We start from the raw sequence: 16,849 nt of genomic DNA, 5'->3' as shown, positions 1-16,849 counted from the left end.
GGAACGCCGGGTCCGGTGAAGCGGGGTGCGGTCGCGCGAACGGCCGCACTCCACGAGGCTCGAGGAGCTGCGACGCATTGACCATCCTGGGGATCGGCCTCGACTTGGTGACCATCTCCGAGTTCGCCGAACAGCTCGAGCGGTCTGGAACCACCATGCTCAGGGAGAGTTTCACCGCGGGTGAGCGGCGCTACTGCCAGAGCAAGGGCACCGATCCGGCGCGCAGTTTCGCCGCGCGCTGGGCCGCCAAGGAGGCGGTGCTCAAGGCCTGGGCCTCGTCGCGTTTCGCCCGTCGCCCGCAGATCGGCGACAACCCCTATCCGCTGATCGAGGTGGTCAACGACGCGTGGGGCAGGCCGAGCATCAAACTGCACGGTCTCGCGGCCGAATTCCTGCCGCGCGCCAGGGTGCATCTGTCCCTGACCCACGACGGCGACACCGCGGCGGCGATGGTGGTGCTGGAGGATCCGGGCGAGCTGGCCGACTTGATCGAGGGACGCGAAACGACCGCGTGAGCGCCGTCAGCGCTCGCTGGCGGTGCGGGATTCCTTCTCCGCGACAAGCAGATACGCGACCATCAGCCGCTTGAGCTCGGCGACGGCCTCGGCGTGCGACTGCTCGTCCTGGACCGAGAAGTTGAGCATCGAGTACACGACGTGCACGAGGACCTCGGCCATCATGGTGCGCCGGACCCGCGGCGTGCGCGGGGTGAGCGGCCGCAGCATCTGCGAGACGACCTCGGCGAACTGCTTCTCGTGGATGGCGCCGGTGGCGCGGGTGGACGGCGTGGACTGCATGGCCAGCCAGACCTCGCGCCGGGAGGGGTCGGTCATCCAGAGATTGGCCAGGTGGTCGACGAACTGGTTCATGTGCCGCAGCCAGTCCAGCGAGGGTACTTCGCCGTGGAAGTCGGCCAGTTCCTGGGAAACGGCAACGAGATCTTGGCGATTCAGTTCGCAGACGATGACGTACTTGTTCGCGAAGAACTGGTACAGCGTGCCGATCGGGACCTCGGCGCGCGCCGCGACCTCTTCACAGGTGAACGATTCGAAACCGACCTCGACGAGCAACTCGCGGGACGCCTGGAGCAGCGCGTCGAACTTGCGTTTGCTGCGTTCCTGAGTCGGCCGCTTGCGCGGCATCAGCTCTTGCGGATCGTCCTGCAGTTCCAACGCGGGGTCCAGGTGTCGCTTGGACGGCGTCGCCCTGGCCTCCGTGTGTACTTCCACGTATCCAGGCTAGCGGTACCGACACACACGCGACACGCGCAGTTGGTCTGCGTGTTCAGGTCTGTCACATTTCACGACCCATCCGCGACGGTTGTGGCCGCGAACACTAACCGAGCGTGCGTGCATCCGCAGGCACGTTGCCAAGGGTGTTCGCCCACCTCGGCGCACCTTCGCCTTCGCTCCGGCGCGTGCGCGGGCTGAGGAAGGACTTCGTCCGCGTCCGTAGGGCGGGGCGATCCGGTCCGGACAGTCACTGGGAAGGCGTATCTGTGGTAGCTCGATCTGTGGTAACTCTCGGCGTTTCCACCGAACGTGGCGCCGTGCACGCGGTAGCGCTCGCCGACACCGGCGAGAAGCTCGTGGAGCGCGTGCTGGTGCACCGGGTGGCGAAGACGCACGGCGACAACAAGGCGGATGTGGCGGCGGCGGTCCAGGCCGCGATGGACTACGTCGCGGCGGAGGTCGGACAGGGACGGGAGATCGCGGGCGCCGCGGTCGCCTACCGCGACGCCGCCGAGCGGAAGGCCATCGTGACCCGGCTCGCGTCCGGGCCGTGGCGCACCGCGTCGCTGCTCTCGACGAAATCCGCGCACCTGAGCGCGGCGGGCGTGATGACCTGGCTCGCCGAGTTCGATGATCTGCTCGTCTGCGAGGTCGTTCCCGGATATCAGGCGTTCACGCTGGTCGACAAGGGTCGCGATCGGGTGCTCGCGGCGGTCGCGCAGACCGGTGGCACTAACGAGTCGTCGCTCGGCGCCGCGGTGACGGCCGCGTGGGACCAGTTCGAGGCGGCCGCCGTCCGCCCCGACGGGGTCGTGTTGATCGGCTCCGCCGCGGACGAACCGGCGGTGCGCGCGGCCGTGGATCGCTTCGGCGCGCCCGTGCTGCCCTGCAAGATCGCGTCGTCGGCCGCGGCCGTCGGCGCCGCGCTGTTCGCCATGGCCGACGTGCCGGAACTGGTCGACACCGTCGAAGAGCCACGCGGCGGCCGGAGTTCGACGGCGATGTTCGCGGCGGCCAGCGTGGCCGCGGCCGGTCTGGTCGTCGGCGGTGTCTACGCGGTCGGCGACTACTCCATCCGCTCGGTCGTCGCCGACGCGCGGAACACCGCCGATGCCCATGTGGTCCCCGGCACCGGATCGTCCAGTGGGATGGCCGTGGGTTCGTCGGTGCAGCCGGAGATCTTCGAGCGCGAAGACAAGGGTGCGTCGTCGGTCCCGCGGCAGTTGCCCGTGATCACTCCGGACAACCCTGCCGTCGCGCCGCAGACGGTGTTTCAACGCTGGGGCAGCGGCCAGGCGGGTCCGCTGACGCTGGAGGAGTTCGAGGCACTGCAGGAGTCCGACACCGCCGCCGCGTCGGTCCTCCCCGGCACCGGCATCCCGTCCACCACCAAGGTCGGCGCGCCCAACGACGCCATGTTGTTCCCGGGCGAGGCGCCCCCGCCGGCGGCCTTCACCCCGGAGTTCTACCAGTGGTGGGACAACCACCTGCGCTTGCTCGCGCAGTGGGCCTCGCAGCAGTGGTCGGAGGCCTGACTCCGAACAGCACGAAAGGCCCGGCGCCGCGCCGGGCCTTTCGCCTGTCCGGCGCACCCTCGCGCTCGGTTCGGCCGCGGTCGAGTCGGCCTCGGATCAGGTGCGGGTGCGGTGTCGGAAGAGCGCGCCCGCCGCGAGGTAACCGACCACGGCGATGCCCGCGCACCACAGCACCGCGAGCAGGGCGCTGTCGCCGATGGGCGTCCCCATCAACAGACCGCGCATCGTCTCGATCACCGGCGTCACCGGCTGGTTCTCGGCGAACCGGTGCAACCAGCTCGGCATCGATTCGGTCGGCACGAACGCGCTGCTCACGTAGGGCAGGAACATGAAGAAGAAGGTGAAACCGTTGGCCGCCTCCGGGTTTCGCGCGAGCAGGCCGAGGGCGGCCGACAGCCAGGACAGCGCGAGCACGTACATGGCGATCACCCCGAGCGCGCCGAGCCAGCGCAGCGGGTCGGTGGTCGGGCGGAAACCCAGCGCGACCGCGACCACGATGACGAGTCCGGTGGTGATCAGGTTGCGGATCAGGCTCTCGGCCACATGCCCGGTCAGCACCGCCGATCGCGCGATCGCCATGGTGCGGAACCGGTCGATGATGCCCTCGGCCAAGTCGGTCGAGATGCTGACGGCGGTGGTCGAGGCGCCGAAACCGGCGCACAGCAGGATGATTCCCGGCACCACGTAGTCGATGTACGCGCCGGGACCGACGTCCATCGCGCCACCGAAGACGTAGACGAACATCAGCAGGATCACGACCGGCAGCGCGATCGTCATGATCATGGTGTCGGGACTGCGCAGCGTGTGCCGCAGGTTGCGGTCCAGCATGGTGCCGGAGTCCTGGACGGTGCGCAGCGCACGCAGGGCGGGGGACGGGGTGATCATGGTCGTCTCGTTTCTCATGCGGCCGATTCGGTGCGGCCTGGGTGGCCGGTCAAGGCGAAGAAGACGTCGTCGAGGTCCGGGGTGTGCACGGTCAGCCGCTCGACGGCGATGTCCAAGTCGGCGAACCGGTCGAGCAGGCGCTTCACCTCGGCCGCACTGCCGTCGGACGGCACCTGAAGGGTCAGCTGCTCCGGGTCCACCTGGCTACCCGCCGTGGGGACGGCGCGATCGTCGACGGCGCGGGCGGCGGCCGCGAGCAGGTGCCGGTCGGCGAAGCGAAGACGAATGTGGCCGCCGGGGGCGAGGCGCTTGAGCTCCTCGGGGGTGCCCTCGGCGACGATGCGTCCGCCGTCGAGCACGGCGATGCGGTCGGCGAGTTGGTCGGCCTCCTCCAGATACTGCGTGGTGAGGAAGATCGTTGCGCCGTCGTCGGCGAGTTCCTCGATGGCCGACCACAAGTCGCGGCGGCTGCGCGGGTCGAGGCCGGTGGTCGGTTCGTCCAGGAAGACGATGCGCGGCCTGCCCATCAGGCTCATCGCGAGGTCGAGGCGACGGCGCATGCCGCCGGAGTAGGTGGCGACCGGCCGGTCGGCGGCGTCGGCGAGGTCGAAACGTTCGAGCAGGTCGGCGGTGCGGCGGCGCGTCTCGGCCGAGCCGAGGTGCAGCAGCTTGCCGGTGAGGCGCAGGTTCTCGGTGCCGGTCAGCACGCCGTCGACGGCCGCGTACTGGCCGGTGACGCCGATCAGACCGCGGACGACGTCCGGCTCGCCCGCCAGATCGTGCCCGAAGACGCGGGCCTCGCCGCGATCCAGCGTGCTCAACGTGGCGAGGATGCGCACCAGGGTGGTCTTGCCCGCGCCGTTCGGTCCGAGCAGTGAGAAGACCGTTCCCGCTGCGACATTCAGATCGATGTCGGCGAGCACGGTGTGCGTGCCGAAGGACTTGCCGAGCCCGTGCACCGCGAGGGCGGGGGGTGGTTCGGGGGACATGGGATCTCCGATCCGGAAACTGTTTATCGAATAAACTCTGTTTATAGAGTAAGCAGTTTTAGAGCGCAAGAGGTCCTGGGCGGGTAACCCACGATCGCCACCACCGGACGTAGTTCGTCGACCGACCGCGCACGGCCGCAGTGGAGGCGGGAGGTACGCCTAGAGTCGAGGCGAGCGAAGGAGGCTGAAGGGGAGATGACGACGTCGGACGACGCGGCGCTACCGAAGTCGGTGGAACTGTTGTGGCGGCTCGATCAGCCGGGCGGGCGCGGCCCCAAACGCGGGCTGACGCTGGACCAGATCCTGGAGGCCGCGATCGAGGTGGCCGACGCGGAGGGTTACGCGGCGCTGTCGATGAACCGGGTGGCCCAGCAACTCGGCTTCACCGCGATGTCGCTCTACCGGTACGTCGACAGCAAGAACACCCTGGTCGAGCTGTTGCTGGATCGGGTGATCGGCGAGCCGCCGCGCATCCCGCCAGGCACACCGTGGCGGACGGGGCTGGAGTACTGGGCCCGCAGCGAGTTCGAGGTGGTCGGGCGGCATCCGTGGTGGCTGGACATTCCGCTCAAGGCGCCGCCGATGGGCCCGAACAACATGGCGTGGCTCGAGGCGGGACTCGCGACGCTCGCCGAAACTCCGGTGCCCGAGCCGGTGCGGCTGCAGCTGGTGATGAATCTGTCGCTCTACGTCATCGGCAGGCGCTGGGCGGCGAGCAATGTGGTCGGCGGGACCGAGGGCGAGCAGGACTTCACCGCGGCGCTGCGGCGCGTGCTCGATCCGCAGCGGTTTCCCGCGATTCTCTCCGCCCTCGCCCACCAGGCCTTCGACCAGGACGACATCGACTGGGAGAAGGCCGATTTCGAGTTCGGTCTGGCGCGGATGCTGGACGGCTACGAGAGCCTCATCCGCTCCTTCGAGAGCTGACGTTCAGACCGACAGGTCGCGGCGCAACTTGGCGACGTGGCCGGTGGCGCGCACGTTGTACTGCGCGACCTCGATCTTGCCCTGCTCGTCCACCAGGAAGGTGGACCGGATGACGCCGGTGACGGTCTTGCCGTACATCGTCTTCTCGCCGAACGCGCCCCACGCGGTGAGCACCGCGCGGTCCGGATCGGACAGCAGCGGAAAGGTCAGTCCCTCGGCGTCGCGGAACTTGGCCAGCTTGGCGGGCTTGTCCGGCGAGATGCCGAGGACGTCGATGCCCGCCTCGTTCAATTCGCCGAGGTTGTCGCGGAAGTCGCAGGCCTGCTTGGTGCAGCCGGGCGTGCTCGCGGCGGGGTAGAAGTAGACGATCACCTTGCGGCCGCGGTAGTCGGCGAGCGAGATCTCCTTGCCGTCGGCGTCGGGCAGTGTGAACGCGGGGGCGGTGTCGCCGGGGGAGAGTCGTTGGTTGGTCACGTCCTGCACGGTAACCGAACGCCCATCGAGCAGGCGGATACACTCGTCCGCGAGCCCTGGTGACTCGCGAACGGCCGGTGGGAACGTGGTCCCCGGCCCGGTTCGCGCCCGGCGGCACGCCCATCGACAGGAGGACATACGTGGCGAAGGACACCGAGCGGATCGAGCGGGAGATCGAGGCCGCCCGCACCCGGCTGGCGAGCACTCTGGACGAGATCGCCGTGCGCGCCGATCCGCAGCGGATCGCGGACGACACCAAGAGCATCGTCGTCGCCAAGCTGAACGAACCCAAGGTCAAGTACAGCCTGATCGGCGCCGGTGCGCTGGTCGTCGGCTTGGTGCTGGTGAAGCTCTTCCGCTGATTTCCCGGCAGACGAAAACACCCGGTGCGGCACTGCCACACCGGGTGTTTTCGTTTTGGCGGTATCAGACCGTCGGGCAGGCGAATCCGTCGCCGTCGGGATCCAGGTGCGGGCCGAAGCCCGGCTCGCCGCGGAAGATCGGGGCGCGACCAGCCGCGCGGGCGTCGTCGCAGTTGGCGAAGGCGCCACCGGCCGAGCCGGTCTGGGACACGCCCGCCGAACCGGTCGCGGCGGAACCGGTGTCGATGGCGGAGGAGCCGGTTCCGGAAGAACCGGTCGGGGCGGCGGCCAGGGCGGCGGGCGCCGCGAGGATGGTCAGTCCAGCGACGGCGGCGCTGACGGTAAGCCGGCGAACGTTCATGTATTCCTCTGTGTGTGCTGCGGTGGGAGGGCGCCTTGACGAGCGACGCCGCACCCACTGTTGCGAGGGGTCGCCCAGTTGTCAACCGCGCGTCACCCGAATTAGGGCCATTAGGGGCTATAGGGCAGCCCGGTTCAGCGGGCCGGGCGGGTGCCGGAGAGGTGTTCCGCCGGGATGTTGCCCATTCGTCCCGACTGGAAGTCCTCTATCGCCTGGATGATCTCCGCGCGGCTGTTCATGACGAACGGGCCGTACTGGACGACGGGTTCGCGGATCGGTTGCCCGCCGAGCAGTAGCACCTCGAGATCGCCGGTGTGCTCGCGCTGCTTCGCATCCGCGTCGACCGAAATCGAATCGCCCGGTCCGAACACCGCGAGCTGACCCGCCCCGATCGGCCTGCGCTCGGCGCCGACCGTCCCACTGCCCGCGAGCACATAGGCCATCGCCGAGAAGTGCTGCGGCCAGGGCGTTTCCAGTCGGCCGCCCGGGGTGATCGAGGCGTGCGCGTAGGCGATCGGCGTGTAGGTCGATCCGGGACCGGCGAATCCGCCGATCTCACCCGCGATCAGTCGCACCAGCGCGCCGCCGTCGTGCGAGCTGACCAGCGTCAGTTCGCTGCCGCGCAGATCTTGATAGCGCGGCGCGGCGAACTTCATGGCCCGCGGCAGATTCACCCACAGCTGCACCCCGTGGAACAGTCCGCCGGCGACCACCAGTTCCTCGGGCGGCACCTCGTCGTGCAGGATGCCGGAGCCCGCGGTCATCCACTGCGTGTCGCCCTCGCTGATGACGCCGCCGCCACCGTTCGAGTCGTGATGCACCATGGTGCCGTCGAGCATGTAGGTAACGGTCTCGAAGCCGCGGTGCGGATGCCATGGCGCACCCTTGGCCTCGTGCGGTTCGTAGGTCACCGGACCCATCTGGTCGAGCAGGATGAACGGGTCGGCGGCACGCAGGTCCACGCTGGGGAACGGACGCGTCACCTCGAAGCCCGCGCCTTCGCTTTGCTTGTGCGCGGTGACGACCTGCCGGACCGGGCGTTCGCGCATGGTCTCGTCGGGGCGGGGCAGGCGCGGCAGCACCAGGATGTTGTCGACGGCGATGGCGGGCATGGGGAGCACCTCCTGTGCGGGGGACCGGCCTCGGCCGGTTGGTGTCCATGTCAACCAAGTGGGGTTTAGGATCATTCCCGTGGCGCGATGGCTGAGCGACGACGAGCAGGAGACCTGGCAGGCCTACATCCGGCTGCGCCAGCGGATGGACGCGGCGATCATGGCCGGGCTGGCCCGCGACGGACTCTCCCTGGCCGACTATGAACTGCTCGTTCCGCTCTCCGCCGCGCCGCAGGGCCGACTGAGGGCCAAAGAACTCGCCGCCGAGGTGTGCTGGGAGAAGAGCAGGTTGTCCAAGCACCTGGCCAGGATGGCGGCGCGCGGGTTGGTCGAGCGGCGGCCCTCCGAGGAGGACGCGCGCGGGATCGTCGTCGAGCTGACGGCGGCGGGCCGGACCGCGCTCGAGCAGGCCGCGCCCAACCACGTGGATCTGGTTCGCCGCGTCTTCATCGATGCGATGACCGACGCGGAGGCACGGGCGCTGCGCTCGCTGTCGGACAAGGTCAGTACCACCGCCGAGAGCGTGACCGATCTCGCGGTGTGACCACTACGACCACGGCGTGATCGGCGGCTTCACCCACAGCAGCTTCTCGTCCACGTGCGCGCGCGCCGCCGCCGCGTGATCGGGGTTGCGAACGGCCCACGCGTTCTTCTCGTCGAGCAGGCGGGCGACGACAAGCCAGGTCTCGTCGGTGCTCGGCGGGTTCGTTTCGGCGGCGCGGGCCAGCTTGCGGCGGGTCGCGGCGGGCATGTCGCGCAGTTCGGCGCCGCTGATATCGCGGTCCCAGAGATAGACGGCCAAGCGGCGGGCCTTCTCGGCCCTTCGGCTGACCGACGCGTCGGAGTGCGCGTAATCGGCCACCCGGGCATCCTACGACGAACGCCCCGCACCCGGTCGCGCTGACCGGAGGCGGGGCGTTCGTCGTACTGGAGACGGATCAGTACGCGCTGTTCACGTTGTCCATGCTGCCGTAGCGGTGCGCGGCGTAGTTGCAGGCCGCGACGATGTTGGCCACCGGATCCCAGACGTCGAACGGGGTGCCGGCCACGTGGTAGGCCGCGAAGGTCGGGTCGATGACCTGGAGCAGGCCCTTGGACGGGATGCCCGCGGCGGCGTTGGAGTCCCACAGGTTGATGGCCTGCGGGTTGCCGCTGGACTCGCGCATGATGTTGCGGTGGATGCCCTCGTAGGAGCCCGGGATGTTGTTGGCGGCCATGATGTCGAGGGCCTGGCGGATCCAGCCGTCCAGGTTGTTCTCGTACACCGGCGGAGCCGGGGCCGGGGCCGGGGCGGGCATCGGCGCGGGAACGGGTTCCGGCGCGGGCATCGGAGCCGGGACCGGAGCCGCAGCCTCGGGGGCCGGGGCGGGAGCGGGCAGGACTTCGGCGACGGGCGCGGCTTCCACCACGGGGGCGGGGGCGGCCGCGGGCTGCTGCTCGGCGACCACGGCGACGCGGGCCGGAACGCTGTCGTCGGCCACCGACACCGCCGACGAGGCGGCGACGGCCACGATGCCAGCCGCGGCTACGGCGAAGGTCAGGCCCTCGCGCAGGGTGGTGCGGCGCAGGGTGGAAAGGCGACTGTCAGGCATTTCTGAATCGGTTCCTTGTTCGGGGACAGGGCGGTCCGGCCGCACTCGGGCAGCGCGGATCCGGCGGTGGACGCTCATGGCGCTCGCCGGGAAAAGTCGATGTGCTGTTGTGGATTTTGTTGTGGGGGACACTCCGGTCCCCGGAACGCGGCAGGGCGGGTACCGGGCATTTCTGGCCCGGGCCGCGGCGTCGCGCGGAACTCCACAACAGTGGAGCGATAGGCGTAGGCGGGTGATCGGGGATCCGTTGCCGATCCGCACCCGCGACCGCCTGGACCAACTCGGGTCCGTCCGGTCGTTTTCCGAATGCGTGTAAACAACACCTCGGTCTAACCAAACCTCAGGTCTCTTTGCGACCTGATTGCAGAATGGTCACGGAAGGTTAACGGAAGGTGAACGAGACCTGAATGATAGATGCTGTCGATCTTGGAACGACCAGGGCTTCGTTACCGAAACGCGATTTACCAGGGCGTTTGCTTCTAAACGCGTTGTGCGCTAGGTCACAAAAATTGTGGAGTGACCTGCGTCTAATCGGGGTTTACAACCCCCGATAGGCCCTGTTCCAGGCTGTTCCGAGTGTTTAGGTCACGGCGTCGTTACCATCGCGGAGATGATCGCCGAGCGACGATTCGGACACGAAAAGACCGTGCCCTTGTCCAATCGTGACTGGAAGCTAGGCACGGTCTGTACTGTGCGCCATCAGGGACTCGAACCCCGAACCCGCTGATTAAGAGTCAGCTGCTCTGCCAATTGAGCTAATGGCGCCTGCTCCGTGTTCCGGTGCGGGACAAAGATTAACAGGCCGGGGCCGCAGAAGTGAAATCGCCTGGTGAAGGGCCGTTTTGTGTGGTCGGCGACGGGTGTTAACACTGGGGGCTCCCGCGGGGATCTATCCGGTGGAACTTGGCCCGTTGCGCGTGTAGTTCGCGTTGGATCGGTCAGACCGGACTGGCAGAATGTTAGGAACGCGGTCTCGACCGATCCCGCCGGCGCGGTGGGTTGAGCTTCTTTCGTCGGTTGGATCCGAAGCCATCGGCGCGTGTCTGGACGGCGCCGAGACTTGAAACGGGGTTGATATGCGCATTGGTCGAGGTCGGCGGCGGTCGATACGAATACTCAGCGGACCTTTGGTAGTGCTCGCCGTGATCGCATTGGGATCTTCGGCCTGCTCGCCCTCGTCCGGTAGCGCGGACGCGGCGGTTGCCATCGACCGGAATCCGATCACCGAACTGATCAAGCCGAAGCTGCTCGCTCCCGTCAAAGACGGCGACAAAGGCGTATCACCCGGCATGCCTATGACTTTCAAGGTCGACGACGGCAAGTTCACCAATGTGACGTTGGTCAACCAGCAGGGCAAGCCGGTCAGCGGCAACCTCGCCGCCGACGGGCGGACCTGGGAGACCGCCGAGGTGCTCGGTTACGGCAAGACCTACCAGCTGACCGCGGACGCCATCGGTCTCGGCGGCGCCAACACCACTACGCTGAGCTTCACCACGAGCTCGCCGAACAACCAGACCAAGCCGTATCTGATCCCGGGGGAGGGCGAAGTCGTCGGTATCGGTCAGCCGGTGGCGATTCAGTTCGACGAGAACATCCCGGACCGCAAGGCGGCCCAGGATGCGATCAAGATCACGACGAACCCGCCGGTGGAGGGTGCCTTCTACTGGGTGAACAACCGCGAAGTCCGTTGGCGGCCAGAGCATTTCTGGGCGCCGGGCACGCGAGTCGACATCCAGGTGAACGTCTACGGCAAGAACCTCGGCAACGGGCTGTACGGCCAGGACAACATCACCTCGCACTTCGTGGTCGGCGACGCTGTGATCTTCACCGCGGACGACGACACGCACCAGGTGACGGTCGAGCAGAACGGTCAGGTGATCCGCACCATGCCGACCTCGATGGGCAAGGACAGCACGCCCACCGACAACGGCATCTACATCGTCGCTGACAAGCACGAGAAGATCATCATGGACTCCTCGACCTACGGCGTGGCGGTGAACTCCGCGGACGGCTACCGTACGCCGGTCGACTTCGCGACCCGAATCTCCTACAGCGGCATCTTCTTCCACTCGGCTCCGTGGTCGGTGGCTCAGCAGGGTTACTCGAACGCCAGCCACGGCTGCCTGAACCTGAGTCCGGCGAATGCGCAGTGGGTGTTCAACTTCGCCAAGCGCGGTGACATCACGATCATCAAGAACACCGTGGGCGGCACGCTGTCCGGCACCGACGGCCTCGGTGACTGGAACATTCCGTGGTCGGAGTGGAAGGCGGGCAACGCGGACGTCGGATGACGCGCGAAAGTCCCTGAGCGGCAACGCAAAGGCCCCCGGCGAGTGCCGGGGGCCTTTGTCGTCGGTGGGCTCAGGGGATGATCGGCCCCGGGGTGCCCGCGCAGGTGAGGTTGGCGTTGAACGCGCTGCCCACGGCGGCGCAGAGCAGCGGGCCGCCGAAGAGGATCTTCTCCAACGCGGGGCCGGAGCCGGTGCCGGTGGAGCCGGTGGTCGTCGCGCCGCCCGAGGATCCGGTGCTGTGCGCGGAGCCACTGGTGATGCCCGCGGATCCGGTGTCGGCGGGCAGGTCGACCGGAGTCGCCTCGCGCGCCGCCGAGGCGGTGCCTCCGGACCCGCCGAGCAAGGTGGCGCCGACTAGTGCTGCGAGAACGGCGGAACGCTTCACGTAGTGCTGTCTTTCTCCCGGGCCGGGTGATGCCACGGCGGCACACCCTGGTGCCGCAGTTTACGGCCAGTGGGGGAGATGCGGGTCACATTTGGAAGTATCTGTGTTTCAGAACGAATTCCAGTGCTGGGGCGGTGCGCCGAGTGGCGATGTCGCCCCGAATCGGCGCGGTCGAAACGGCGTTGGGTGCGCGGGGTGAATCGGCCCGGAAACGCGAAATGCGCGAGCCCACTGGACTCGCGCATTTCGCGTGGGGTGAGTGACGGGACTCGAACCCGCGACAGCCAGGATCACAACCTGGTGCTCTACCAACTGAACTACACTCACCATCGCCGGTAACTACCGGCGCGCTAGATACTAGCGTGCCACCCCCGCGATTCCCTAATCGGCTTCCAGTGCGCCGTTGCGCGGCGCCGAGGCGGCGGGCTTGGCGGTGCCGCTGAGCTCGGCGGCGACCGTGGCGATCTCCGTGCTGGACGGCCCGGGCGGCGCGACGAACGCGGTGCGCCGGTAGTACTCCAGCTCGCGGATGGACTCTTTGATGTCGGCGAGGGCGCGGTGGGTGAGGCCCTTCTCCGGCTGGCCGAAGTAGATGCGCGGGTACCAGCGGCGGCACAGCTCTTTGATGGAGCTCACATCGATCATCCGGTAGTGCAGGTGACTGTCCAGCGCGGGCATGTCGCGGGCGAGGAAGCCGCGGTCGGTGGCGATCGAGTTACCCGCCAGCGGAACCGTTCCCGCGGTGGGGGCGTAGGCGCGGATGTAGTCGAGCACCTGCTGCTCGGCCTCGGCGAGGGTGACGGTGGAGCGCCGCACCTCTTCGGTCAGACCGGAGCGCTCGTGCATGTCGGCGACGACCGGAGGCATCGCGGCCAGCGCCTCGTCATCGGCGTGGATGACGATGTCGACACCGTCACCGAGAATGTTGAGGTCGCTGTCGGTCACGAGCGCGGCCACCTCGATCAGCTTGTCGCTGTCCAGGCGCAGGCCGGTCATCTCGCAATCCATCCACACCACAAGTTTGTCGGACACTCAGGCAACCTTACTGGCATCCGCGCGGCCACCCTCGGCTGACAAGCACGTTCGCCTTCCGCGCGCCTACGGTGCTGATTTCTCGCGCGCCGAAGTGTCGTTCCCGCGGCCGGTGTTCGTCCGCACACAGGCTCGTGTCGGCGATGCCCGCGCGGGTACCCGGCCGCGGAACGCTCCCACCGGGGATACAGTTTCCGCAGAGATCGGCAAGGCGTACTTTCGCCTCCGCTCGGGCCGTGCGGGCTGTCGACGGACTCTGTCCGGCAGCGCCCACCAGGGGTACCTCCGCTGCGGCCACGCGCGAGCTGACGGCGGACCTACGCCCGGTTGGGCCCTAGGCGTTTTCGGTTCGACAGACGGAGGACGTGCGATGACCACTCCCGAGGAGAAGGCGGCCGCGGCGCGTAAGGCGGCCGACGAAGCGGCGCGAATCGCGGCCGAGGCGGCAGCCGCCGCGGAAGCCGCCGAGCGTGAGCTCGCCGAGCACCGAACTGAGGGGTCCGCCGCTCCGGGCGAGAATGCGCCGGACCGCGCGACGCGCGCCAGGCAGACGGCCGCGAAGGGCGGCGAGAGCCGCGCCTCGAAGAGTGCCGACGCGGATGCCGACTCGGCCAAGGTCGCCGACGCGAGCTCTGCCGCACAGGAGATCGCCGCGGGCTACGCCTTCGACGGCGCGGCGCTGGAACTGGGCACCGTGGTCGTGAACGGAACCGTGGATCCCACCGCGCGAGTGCGGATTCCGATGCGCACGGTGAACCGGCACGGCTTGGTCGCGGGCGCCACCGGAACCGGGAAGACCAAAACGCTCCAGGGCATCGCCGAGCAGCTGTCGCGGGCGGGCGTTCCGGTGGTGCTCGCCGACATCAAGGGCGATCTCTCCGGTTTGAGTCGGCCCGGCGAGGCCGACGACAAGATCAGCGCGAGGGCGCGGGACACGGGCGCGCCGGACTGGGCGCCCAGCGGCTTCCCGACGGAGTTCGTCTCGCTGGGCACCGGCGGTATCGGCGTGCCGATCCGGGCCACCATCACCTCGTTCGGCCCGGTGCTGTTGAGCAAGGTCCTGGATCTCAACGAGACGCAGGAATCGACCCTCGGGCTGATCTTCCACTGGGCCGACCAGCAGGGCCTCGCGCTGCTGGATCTCAAAGACCTTCGCGCGGTCATCACCCACTTGACCAGCCCCGACGGCAAGGCGGACCTGAAGGGCATCGGCGGTGTGTCGGCGCAGACCGCGGGCGTGATCCTGCGCGCGCTGGTCAACCTGGAGGCCGACGGCGGCGACACGTTCTTCGGCGAACCGGAACTGGACCCGGCCGATCTGGTCCGGGTCTCGGGCGGTCAGGGTGTGATCACGCTGTTCGAGCTCGGCGCGCAGGCGGCGCGGCCGGTGATGTTCTCCACATTCCTGATGTGGGTGCTCGCCGATCTGTTCCAGACGTTGCCCGAGGTCGGCGATGTCGACGAGCCCAAGCTGGTGTTCATCTTCGACGAGGCGCATCTGCTGTTCGACAACGCCTCGAAGGCGTTCCTGGATCAGGTCGAGCAGACGGTCAAACTGATCCGCTCGAAGGGTGTCGGCGTGTTCTTCTGCACGCAGCTGCCCACCGACATCCCGAACCAGGTGCTCTCGCAGCTCGGCGCGCGCGTTCAGCACGCGCTGCGCGCTTTCACCCCCGACGATCAGAAGGCGCTGTCCAAGACGGTCCGCACCTACCCGAAGACCTCGACCTACGACCTGGAGAAGGCGCTGACCTCGCTCGGCACCGGCGAGGCCGTGGTGACGGTTCTCTCCGAGACTGGCTCCCCGACGCCCGTGGCGTGGACCAGGATTCAGCCGCCGCGTTCGCTGATGGACACCATCGGCGAGGACGCCATCAAGTCCCAGGCGCTCTCCAGCGCGCTCGCCACGAAGTACGGCCAGACCATCGACCGCGAGTCCGCCTACGAGATGCTCACCGCGAAACTGGCCGCGGCCGAACCGGAGCAACCGGAAGCCGCCCCGGTACCCGGCCGCTCCCCGCGCCAAGAGGAAGAATCCGCCGCGGAACGCATCATGAAGAACCCGGCGGTGAAGAGCTTCCTCCGTTCGGCGGCATCCGCGGCGGGCCGCGAGATCAGCCGCACTCTGTTCGGCACCCGCCGCCGCCGCTGAGCGGTCGGAGGTCTATTCGGACGGAGTGGCGGGGTCCGCGAGTCGGACCCCCACTTCGCGCGCCATGAGATCGTCGATCGTCTCGCGGCGGACGAGGGTTCTGGTGCGACCGTCGCGGACGGCGACAATGGGCGGGCGGCCGACGCTGTTGTAGGTGCTGGCCAGGCTGTGGTGGTAGGCGCCGGTGCACGGGACCGCGAGGATCTCGCCGGGGCGCAGGTCGGCGGGCAGCCGGACGTCGACGGCGAGGACGTCGCCTGCCTCGCAGTGGCGGCCCGCGATGGTGGCGGTCATGTGCGGCCCACAGGGGTGGCGGTTGGCGAGCACCACGTCGTAGCGCGCGCCGTACAGCGCGACCCGCGGGTTGTCGCTCATGCCGCCGTCGACGGTGACGTAGGTGTGCCCGCCCTCGATGTGCTTCACCGAGAGCACCCGGTAGAGCGTCACGCCCGCGCGCGCCACGATCGCGCGGCCCGGTTCCACCGCGATGCGCGGGCGCGGGAAGTGGTGCCGGGCGCAGCCCGCGTCGAGCGCGTCCTCGAGGATCTCGGACAGCTCGGTCAGGTTCATCTCGGCGTCACCGCCGCGGTAGGCGACGGCGTGCCCGCCACCGAGGTCGAGTTCGGTGAGGATGTGCCCGTGATCCTCCCGCACGCGCGCCATTTCGCCGATCATCCTGCGGACCGCCTCGCCGTAGTGGTCGGGGTTGTAGATCTGCGAGCCGAGATGGCAGTGGAAGCCGACCAGCTCCAGGTTCTTCCTGCGCATGATGCGCTCGACCGCCTCGGCGGCCAGGTCGCTGCCGAGCGGGAAGCCGAACTTCTGGTCGACGACGCCCGTCTTGACCGCGGGATGGCCGTGCACGTCGATGCCGGGGGAGAGGCGCACCAGCACCCGCTGACGTGAGGTGGCCAGCGCGGAGAGCAGCGTGATCTCGGTGAGCGAGTCGACCACGATCCGCCCGACGCCGCAGCGCACCGCGGTGCGCAGTTCGTCGCAGGATTTTCCGTTGCCGTGCAGGATGATTCGCTCCGGGTTCACACCGGCCGACAGGGCGATGGCGAGTTCGCCCGCCGAGCACACGTCCACCGAGAGGCCCTCCTGGGAAACCCACTCGGCGACCGCGCGGATCATCAGCGCCTTCCCCGCGTAGATGATCTCCGCTTCGGGAAACGCCTTGTGGTAGGCGCGGCACCGCGACCGGACCTCCTGTTCGTCCAACACATAGGTGGCCGTCCCGTACTCGTCGGCGATGTCGGCCAGGGCCACACCGCCGACCGTGATACGGCCTTCGCTGTCGTAGTGCGTGTCCCGTGGCCACACCGCCGGATCGAGCCGCGAGGGCATCCCCGACCGCAGCGACGGGAAGATTTCGAGCAGCGTCACAGTGTTCTCCTGGGTGCGCCCCCGCTTTCTCTGAACTGCGGGGCCGATGCCAGGACTACGCCTCCCAGACCACTGTGGACGCGTCCCTAACGCCTCTTTGACGGCCGCCCCTCCGTTCCTGACGCCCCGCTGAC

General features: G+C 68.4%; 18 protein-coding genes and 2 tRNA genes. 7 read left to right on the top strand and 13 right to left on the bottom strand.

What is annotated here, in order from left to right:
* The first annotated feature begins 77 nt into the window (after positions 1-77).
* Positions 78-515: a holo-ACP synthase gene (locus tag ABZV58_RS16430; RefSeq protein WP_067788698.1), complete on the top strand. Its 438-nt coding sequence runs from the start codon at positions 78-80 to the stop codon at positions 513-515.
* A gap of 6 nt (positions 516-521) precedes the next feature.
* On the opposite strand, the gene ABZV58_RS16425 is transcribed toward ABZV58_RS16430, so the two are convergent.
* A complete protein-coding gene (locus ABZV58_RS16425) occupies positions 522-1,184 on the bottom strand; it encodes a TetR/AcrR family transcriptional regulator (RefSeq protein WP_067788869.1) in 663 nt (220 codons plus the stop codon).
* Between the two features lie 365 nt (positions 1,185-1,549).
* On the opposite strand from ABZV58_RS16425, the gene ABZV58_RS16420 reads away from it, so the two are divergent.
* Positions 1,550-2,767 (top strand): hypothetical protein, encoded by a 1,218-nt coding sequence (locus tag ABZV58_RS16420; RefSeq protein ID WP_355000943.1) that lies wholly within the window; start codon positions 1,550-1,552, stop codon positions 2,765-2,767.
* A 96-nt stretch (positions 2,768-2,863) separates the two neighbouring features.
* On the opposite strand, the gene ABZV58_RS16415 is transcribed toward ABZV58_RS16420, so the two are convergent.
* Both ABZV58_RS16415 and ABZV58_RS16410 read right to left on the bottom strand, forming a co-directional pair.
* Positions 2,864-3,652 carry an ABC transporter permease gene (locus ABZV58_RS16415; protein ID WP_355001159.1) on the bottom strand — a complete coding sequence of 263 codons (789 nt, stop codon included), beginning with the start codon at positions 3,650-3,652 and terminating at the stop codon, positions 2,864-2,866.
* Positions 3,653-3,666: 14 nt separating this feature from the next.
* Positions 3,667-4,641: an ATP-binding cassette domain-containing protein gene (locus ABZV58_RS16410; protein ID WP_355000942.1), complete on the bottom strand. Its 975-nt coding sequence runs from the start codon at positions 4,639-4,641 to the stop codon at positions 3,667-3,669.
* Between the two features lie 195 nt (positions 4,642-4,836).
* Here ABZV58_RS16410 and ABZV58_RS16405 point away from each other — a divergent pair, with 195 nt between their 5' ends.
* Positions 4,837-5,568 (top strand): TetR/AcrR family transcriptional regulator, encoded by a 732-nt coding sequence (locus ABZV58_RS16405; protein WP_355000941.1) that lies wholly within the window; start codon positions 4,837-4,839, stop codon positions 5,566-5,568.
* A 3-nt stretch (positions 5,569-5,571) separates the two neighbouring features.
* Here the strand turns inward: ABZV58_RS16405 and bcp are convergent, their stop codons facing one another.
* Positions 5,572-6,042, bottom strand: a complete 471-nt coding sequence (gene bcp, locus ABZV58_RS16400) for a thioredoxin-dependent thiol peroxidase (protein WP_355000940.1) — start codon at positions 6,040-6,042, stop codon at positions 5,572-5,574.
* A 140-nt stretch (positions 6,043-6,182) separates the two neighbouring features.
* Between bcp and ABZV58_RS16395 the strand changes: the two genes are divergently transcribed.
* The gene (locus ABZV58_RS16395) at positions 6,183-6,404 is read left to right on the top strand and encodes a DUF3618 domain-containing protein (protein ID WP_097246090.1); all 222 of its coding nucleotides are present in this window, start codon (positions 6,183-6,185) and stop codon (positions 6,402-6,404) included.
* A gap of 64 nt (positions 6,405-6,468) precedes the next feature.
* Here ABZV58_RS16395 and ABZV58_RS16390 read toward each other — a convergent pair whose 3' ends face one another.
* Together ABZV58_RS16390 and ABZV58_RS16385 are read right to left on the bottom strand one after the other, a co-directional pair.
* Complete coding sequence (locus ABZV58_RS16390; protein ID WP_067788688.1) at positions 6,469-6,765, bottom strand: excalibur calcium-binding domain-containing protein; 297 nt, start codon at positions 6,763-6,765, stop codon at positions 6,469-6,471.
* A gap of 134 nt (positions 6,766-6,899) precedes the next feature.
* Positions 6,900-7,877: a pirin family protein gene (locus tag ABZV58_RS16385; protein ID WP_355000939.1), complete on the bottom strand. Its 978-nt coding sequence runs from the start codon at positions 7,875-7,877 to the stop codon at positions 6,900-6,902.
* Positions 7,878-7,956: 79 nt separating this feature from the next.
* Here ABZV58_RS16385 and ABZV58_RS16380 point away from each other — a divergent pair, with 79 nt between their 5' ends.
* A complete protein-coding gene (locus ABZV58_RS16380) occupies positions 7,957-8,421 on the top strand; it encodes a MarR family winged helix-turn-helix transcriptional regulator (protein WP_355000938.1) in 465 nt (154 codons plus the stop codon).
* A gap of 3 nt (positions 8,422-8,424) precedes the next feature.
* Here the strand turns inward: ABZV58_RS16380 and ABZV58_RS16375 are convergent, their stop codons facing one another.
* The 3 genes from ABZV58_RS16375 to ABZV58_RS16365 form a co-directional block, all read right to left on the bottom strand.
* On the bottom strand, positions 8,425-8,739 hold the full coding sequence (locus tag ABZV58_RS16375; RefSeq protein ID WP_355000937.1) for a hypothetical protein: 315 nt from the start codon (positions 8,737-8,739) through the stop codon (positions 8,425-8,427).
* Positions 8,740-8,815: 76 nt separating this feature from the next.
* Positions 8,816-9,469: a transglycosylase SLT domain-containing protein gene (locus tag ABZV58_RS16370; protein WP_355000936.1), complete on the bottom strand. Its 654-nt coding sequence runs from the start codon at positions 9,467-9,469 to the stop codon at positions 8,816-8,818.
* A 692-nt stretch (positions 9,470-10,161) separates the two neighbouring features.
* Positions 10,162-10,234, bottom strand: a tRNA-Lys gene (locus ABZV58_RS16365).
* Positions 10,235-10,545: 311 nt separating this feature from the next.
* Between ABZV58_RS16365 and ABZV58_RS16360 the strand changes: the two genes are divergently transcribed.
* Entirely contained in the window at positions 10,546-11,760 is a 1,215-nt protein-coding gene (locus ABZV58_RS16360) for an Ig-like domain-containing protein (RefSeq protein WP_355000935.1), read from the top strand.
* 70 nt (positions 11,761-11,830) lie between these two features.
* On the opposite strand, the gene ABZV58_RS16355 is transcribed toward ABZV58_RS16360, so the two are convergent.
* From ABZV58_RS16355 to orn, 3 genes are all read right to left on the bottom strand, one after another.
* On the bottom strand, positions 11,831-12,181 hold the full coding sequence (locus ABZV58_RS16355) for a hypothetical protein (RefSeq protein ID WP_355000934.1): 351 nt from the start codon (positions 12,179-12,181) through the stop codon (positions 11,831-11,833).
* A 215-nt stretch (positions 12,182-12,396) separates the two neighbouring features.
* Positions 12,397-12,472: transfer RNA gene (locus tag ABZV58_RS16350), tRNA-His, on the bottom strand.
* A 54-nt stretch (positions 12,473-12,526) separates the two neighbouring features.
* The gene (orn, locus tag ABZV58_RS16345; protein WP_355000933.1) at positions 12,527-13,177 is read right to left on the bottom strand and encodes an oligoribonuclease; all 651 of its coding nucleotides are present in this window, start codon (positions 13,175-13,177) and stop codon (positions 12,527-12,529) included.
* Between the two features lie 370 nt (positions 13,178-13,547).
* On the opposite strand from orn, the gene ABZV58_RS16340 reads away from it, so the two are divergent.
* Positions 13,548-15,329, top strand: a complete 1,782-nt coding sequence (locus tag ABZV58_RS16340; protein ID WP_355000932.1) for a helicase HerA-like domain-containing protein — start codon at positions 13,548-13,550, stop codon at positions 15,327-15,329.
* 12 nt (positions 15,330-15,341) lie between these two features.
* On the opposite strand, the gene lysA is transcribed toward ABZV58_RS16340, so the two are convergent.
* A complete protein-coding gene (lysA, locus tag ABZV58_RS16335; RefSeq protein ID WP_355000931.1) occupies positions 15,342-16,715 on the bottom strand; it encodes a diaminopimelate decarboxylase in 1,374 nt (457 codons plus the stop codon).
* Positions 16,716-16,849: the final 134 nt, after the last annotated feature.

This window comes from Nocardia sp. NPDC004654, assembly GCF_040609595.1.
In the GTDB taxonomy this organism is placed as follows: Bacteria; Actinomycetota; Actinomycetes; order Mycobacteriales; family Mycobacteriaceae; genus Nocardia.
Note: the sequence above shows the minus strand (reverse complement) of the source record. Positions and strands in the feature narration are given on the sequence as shown.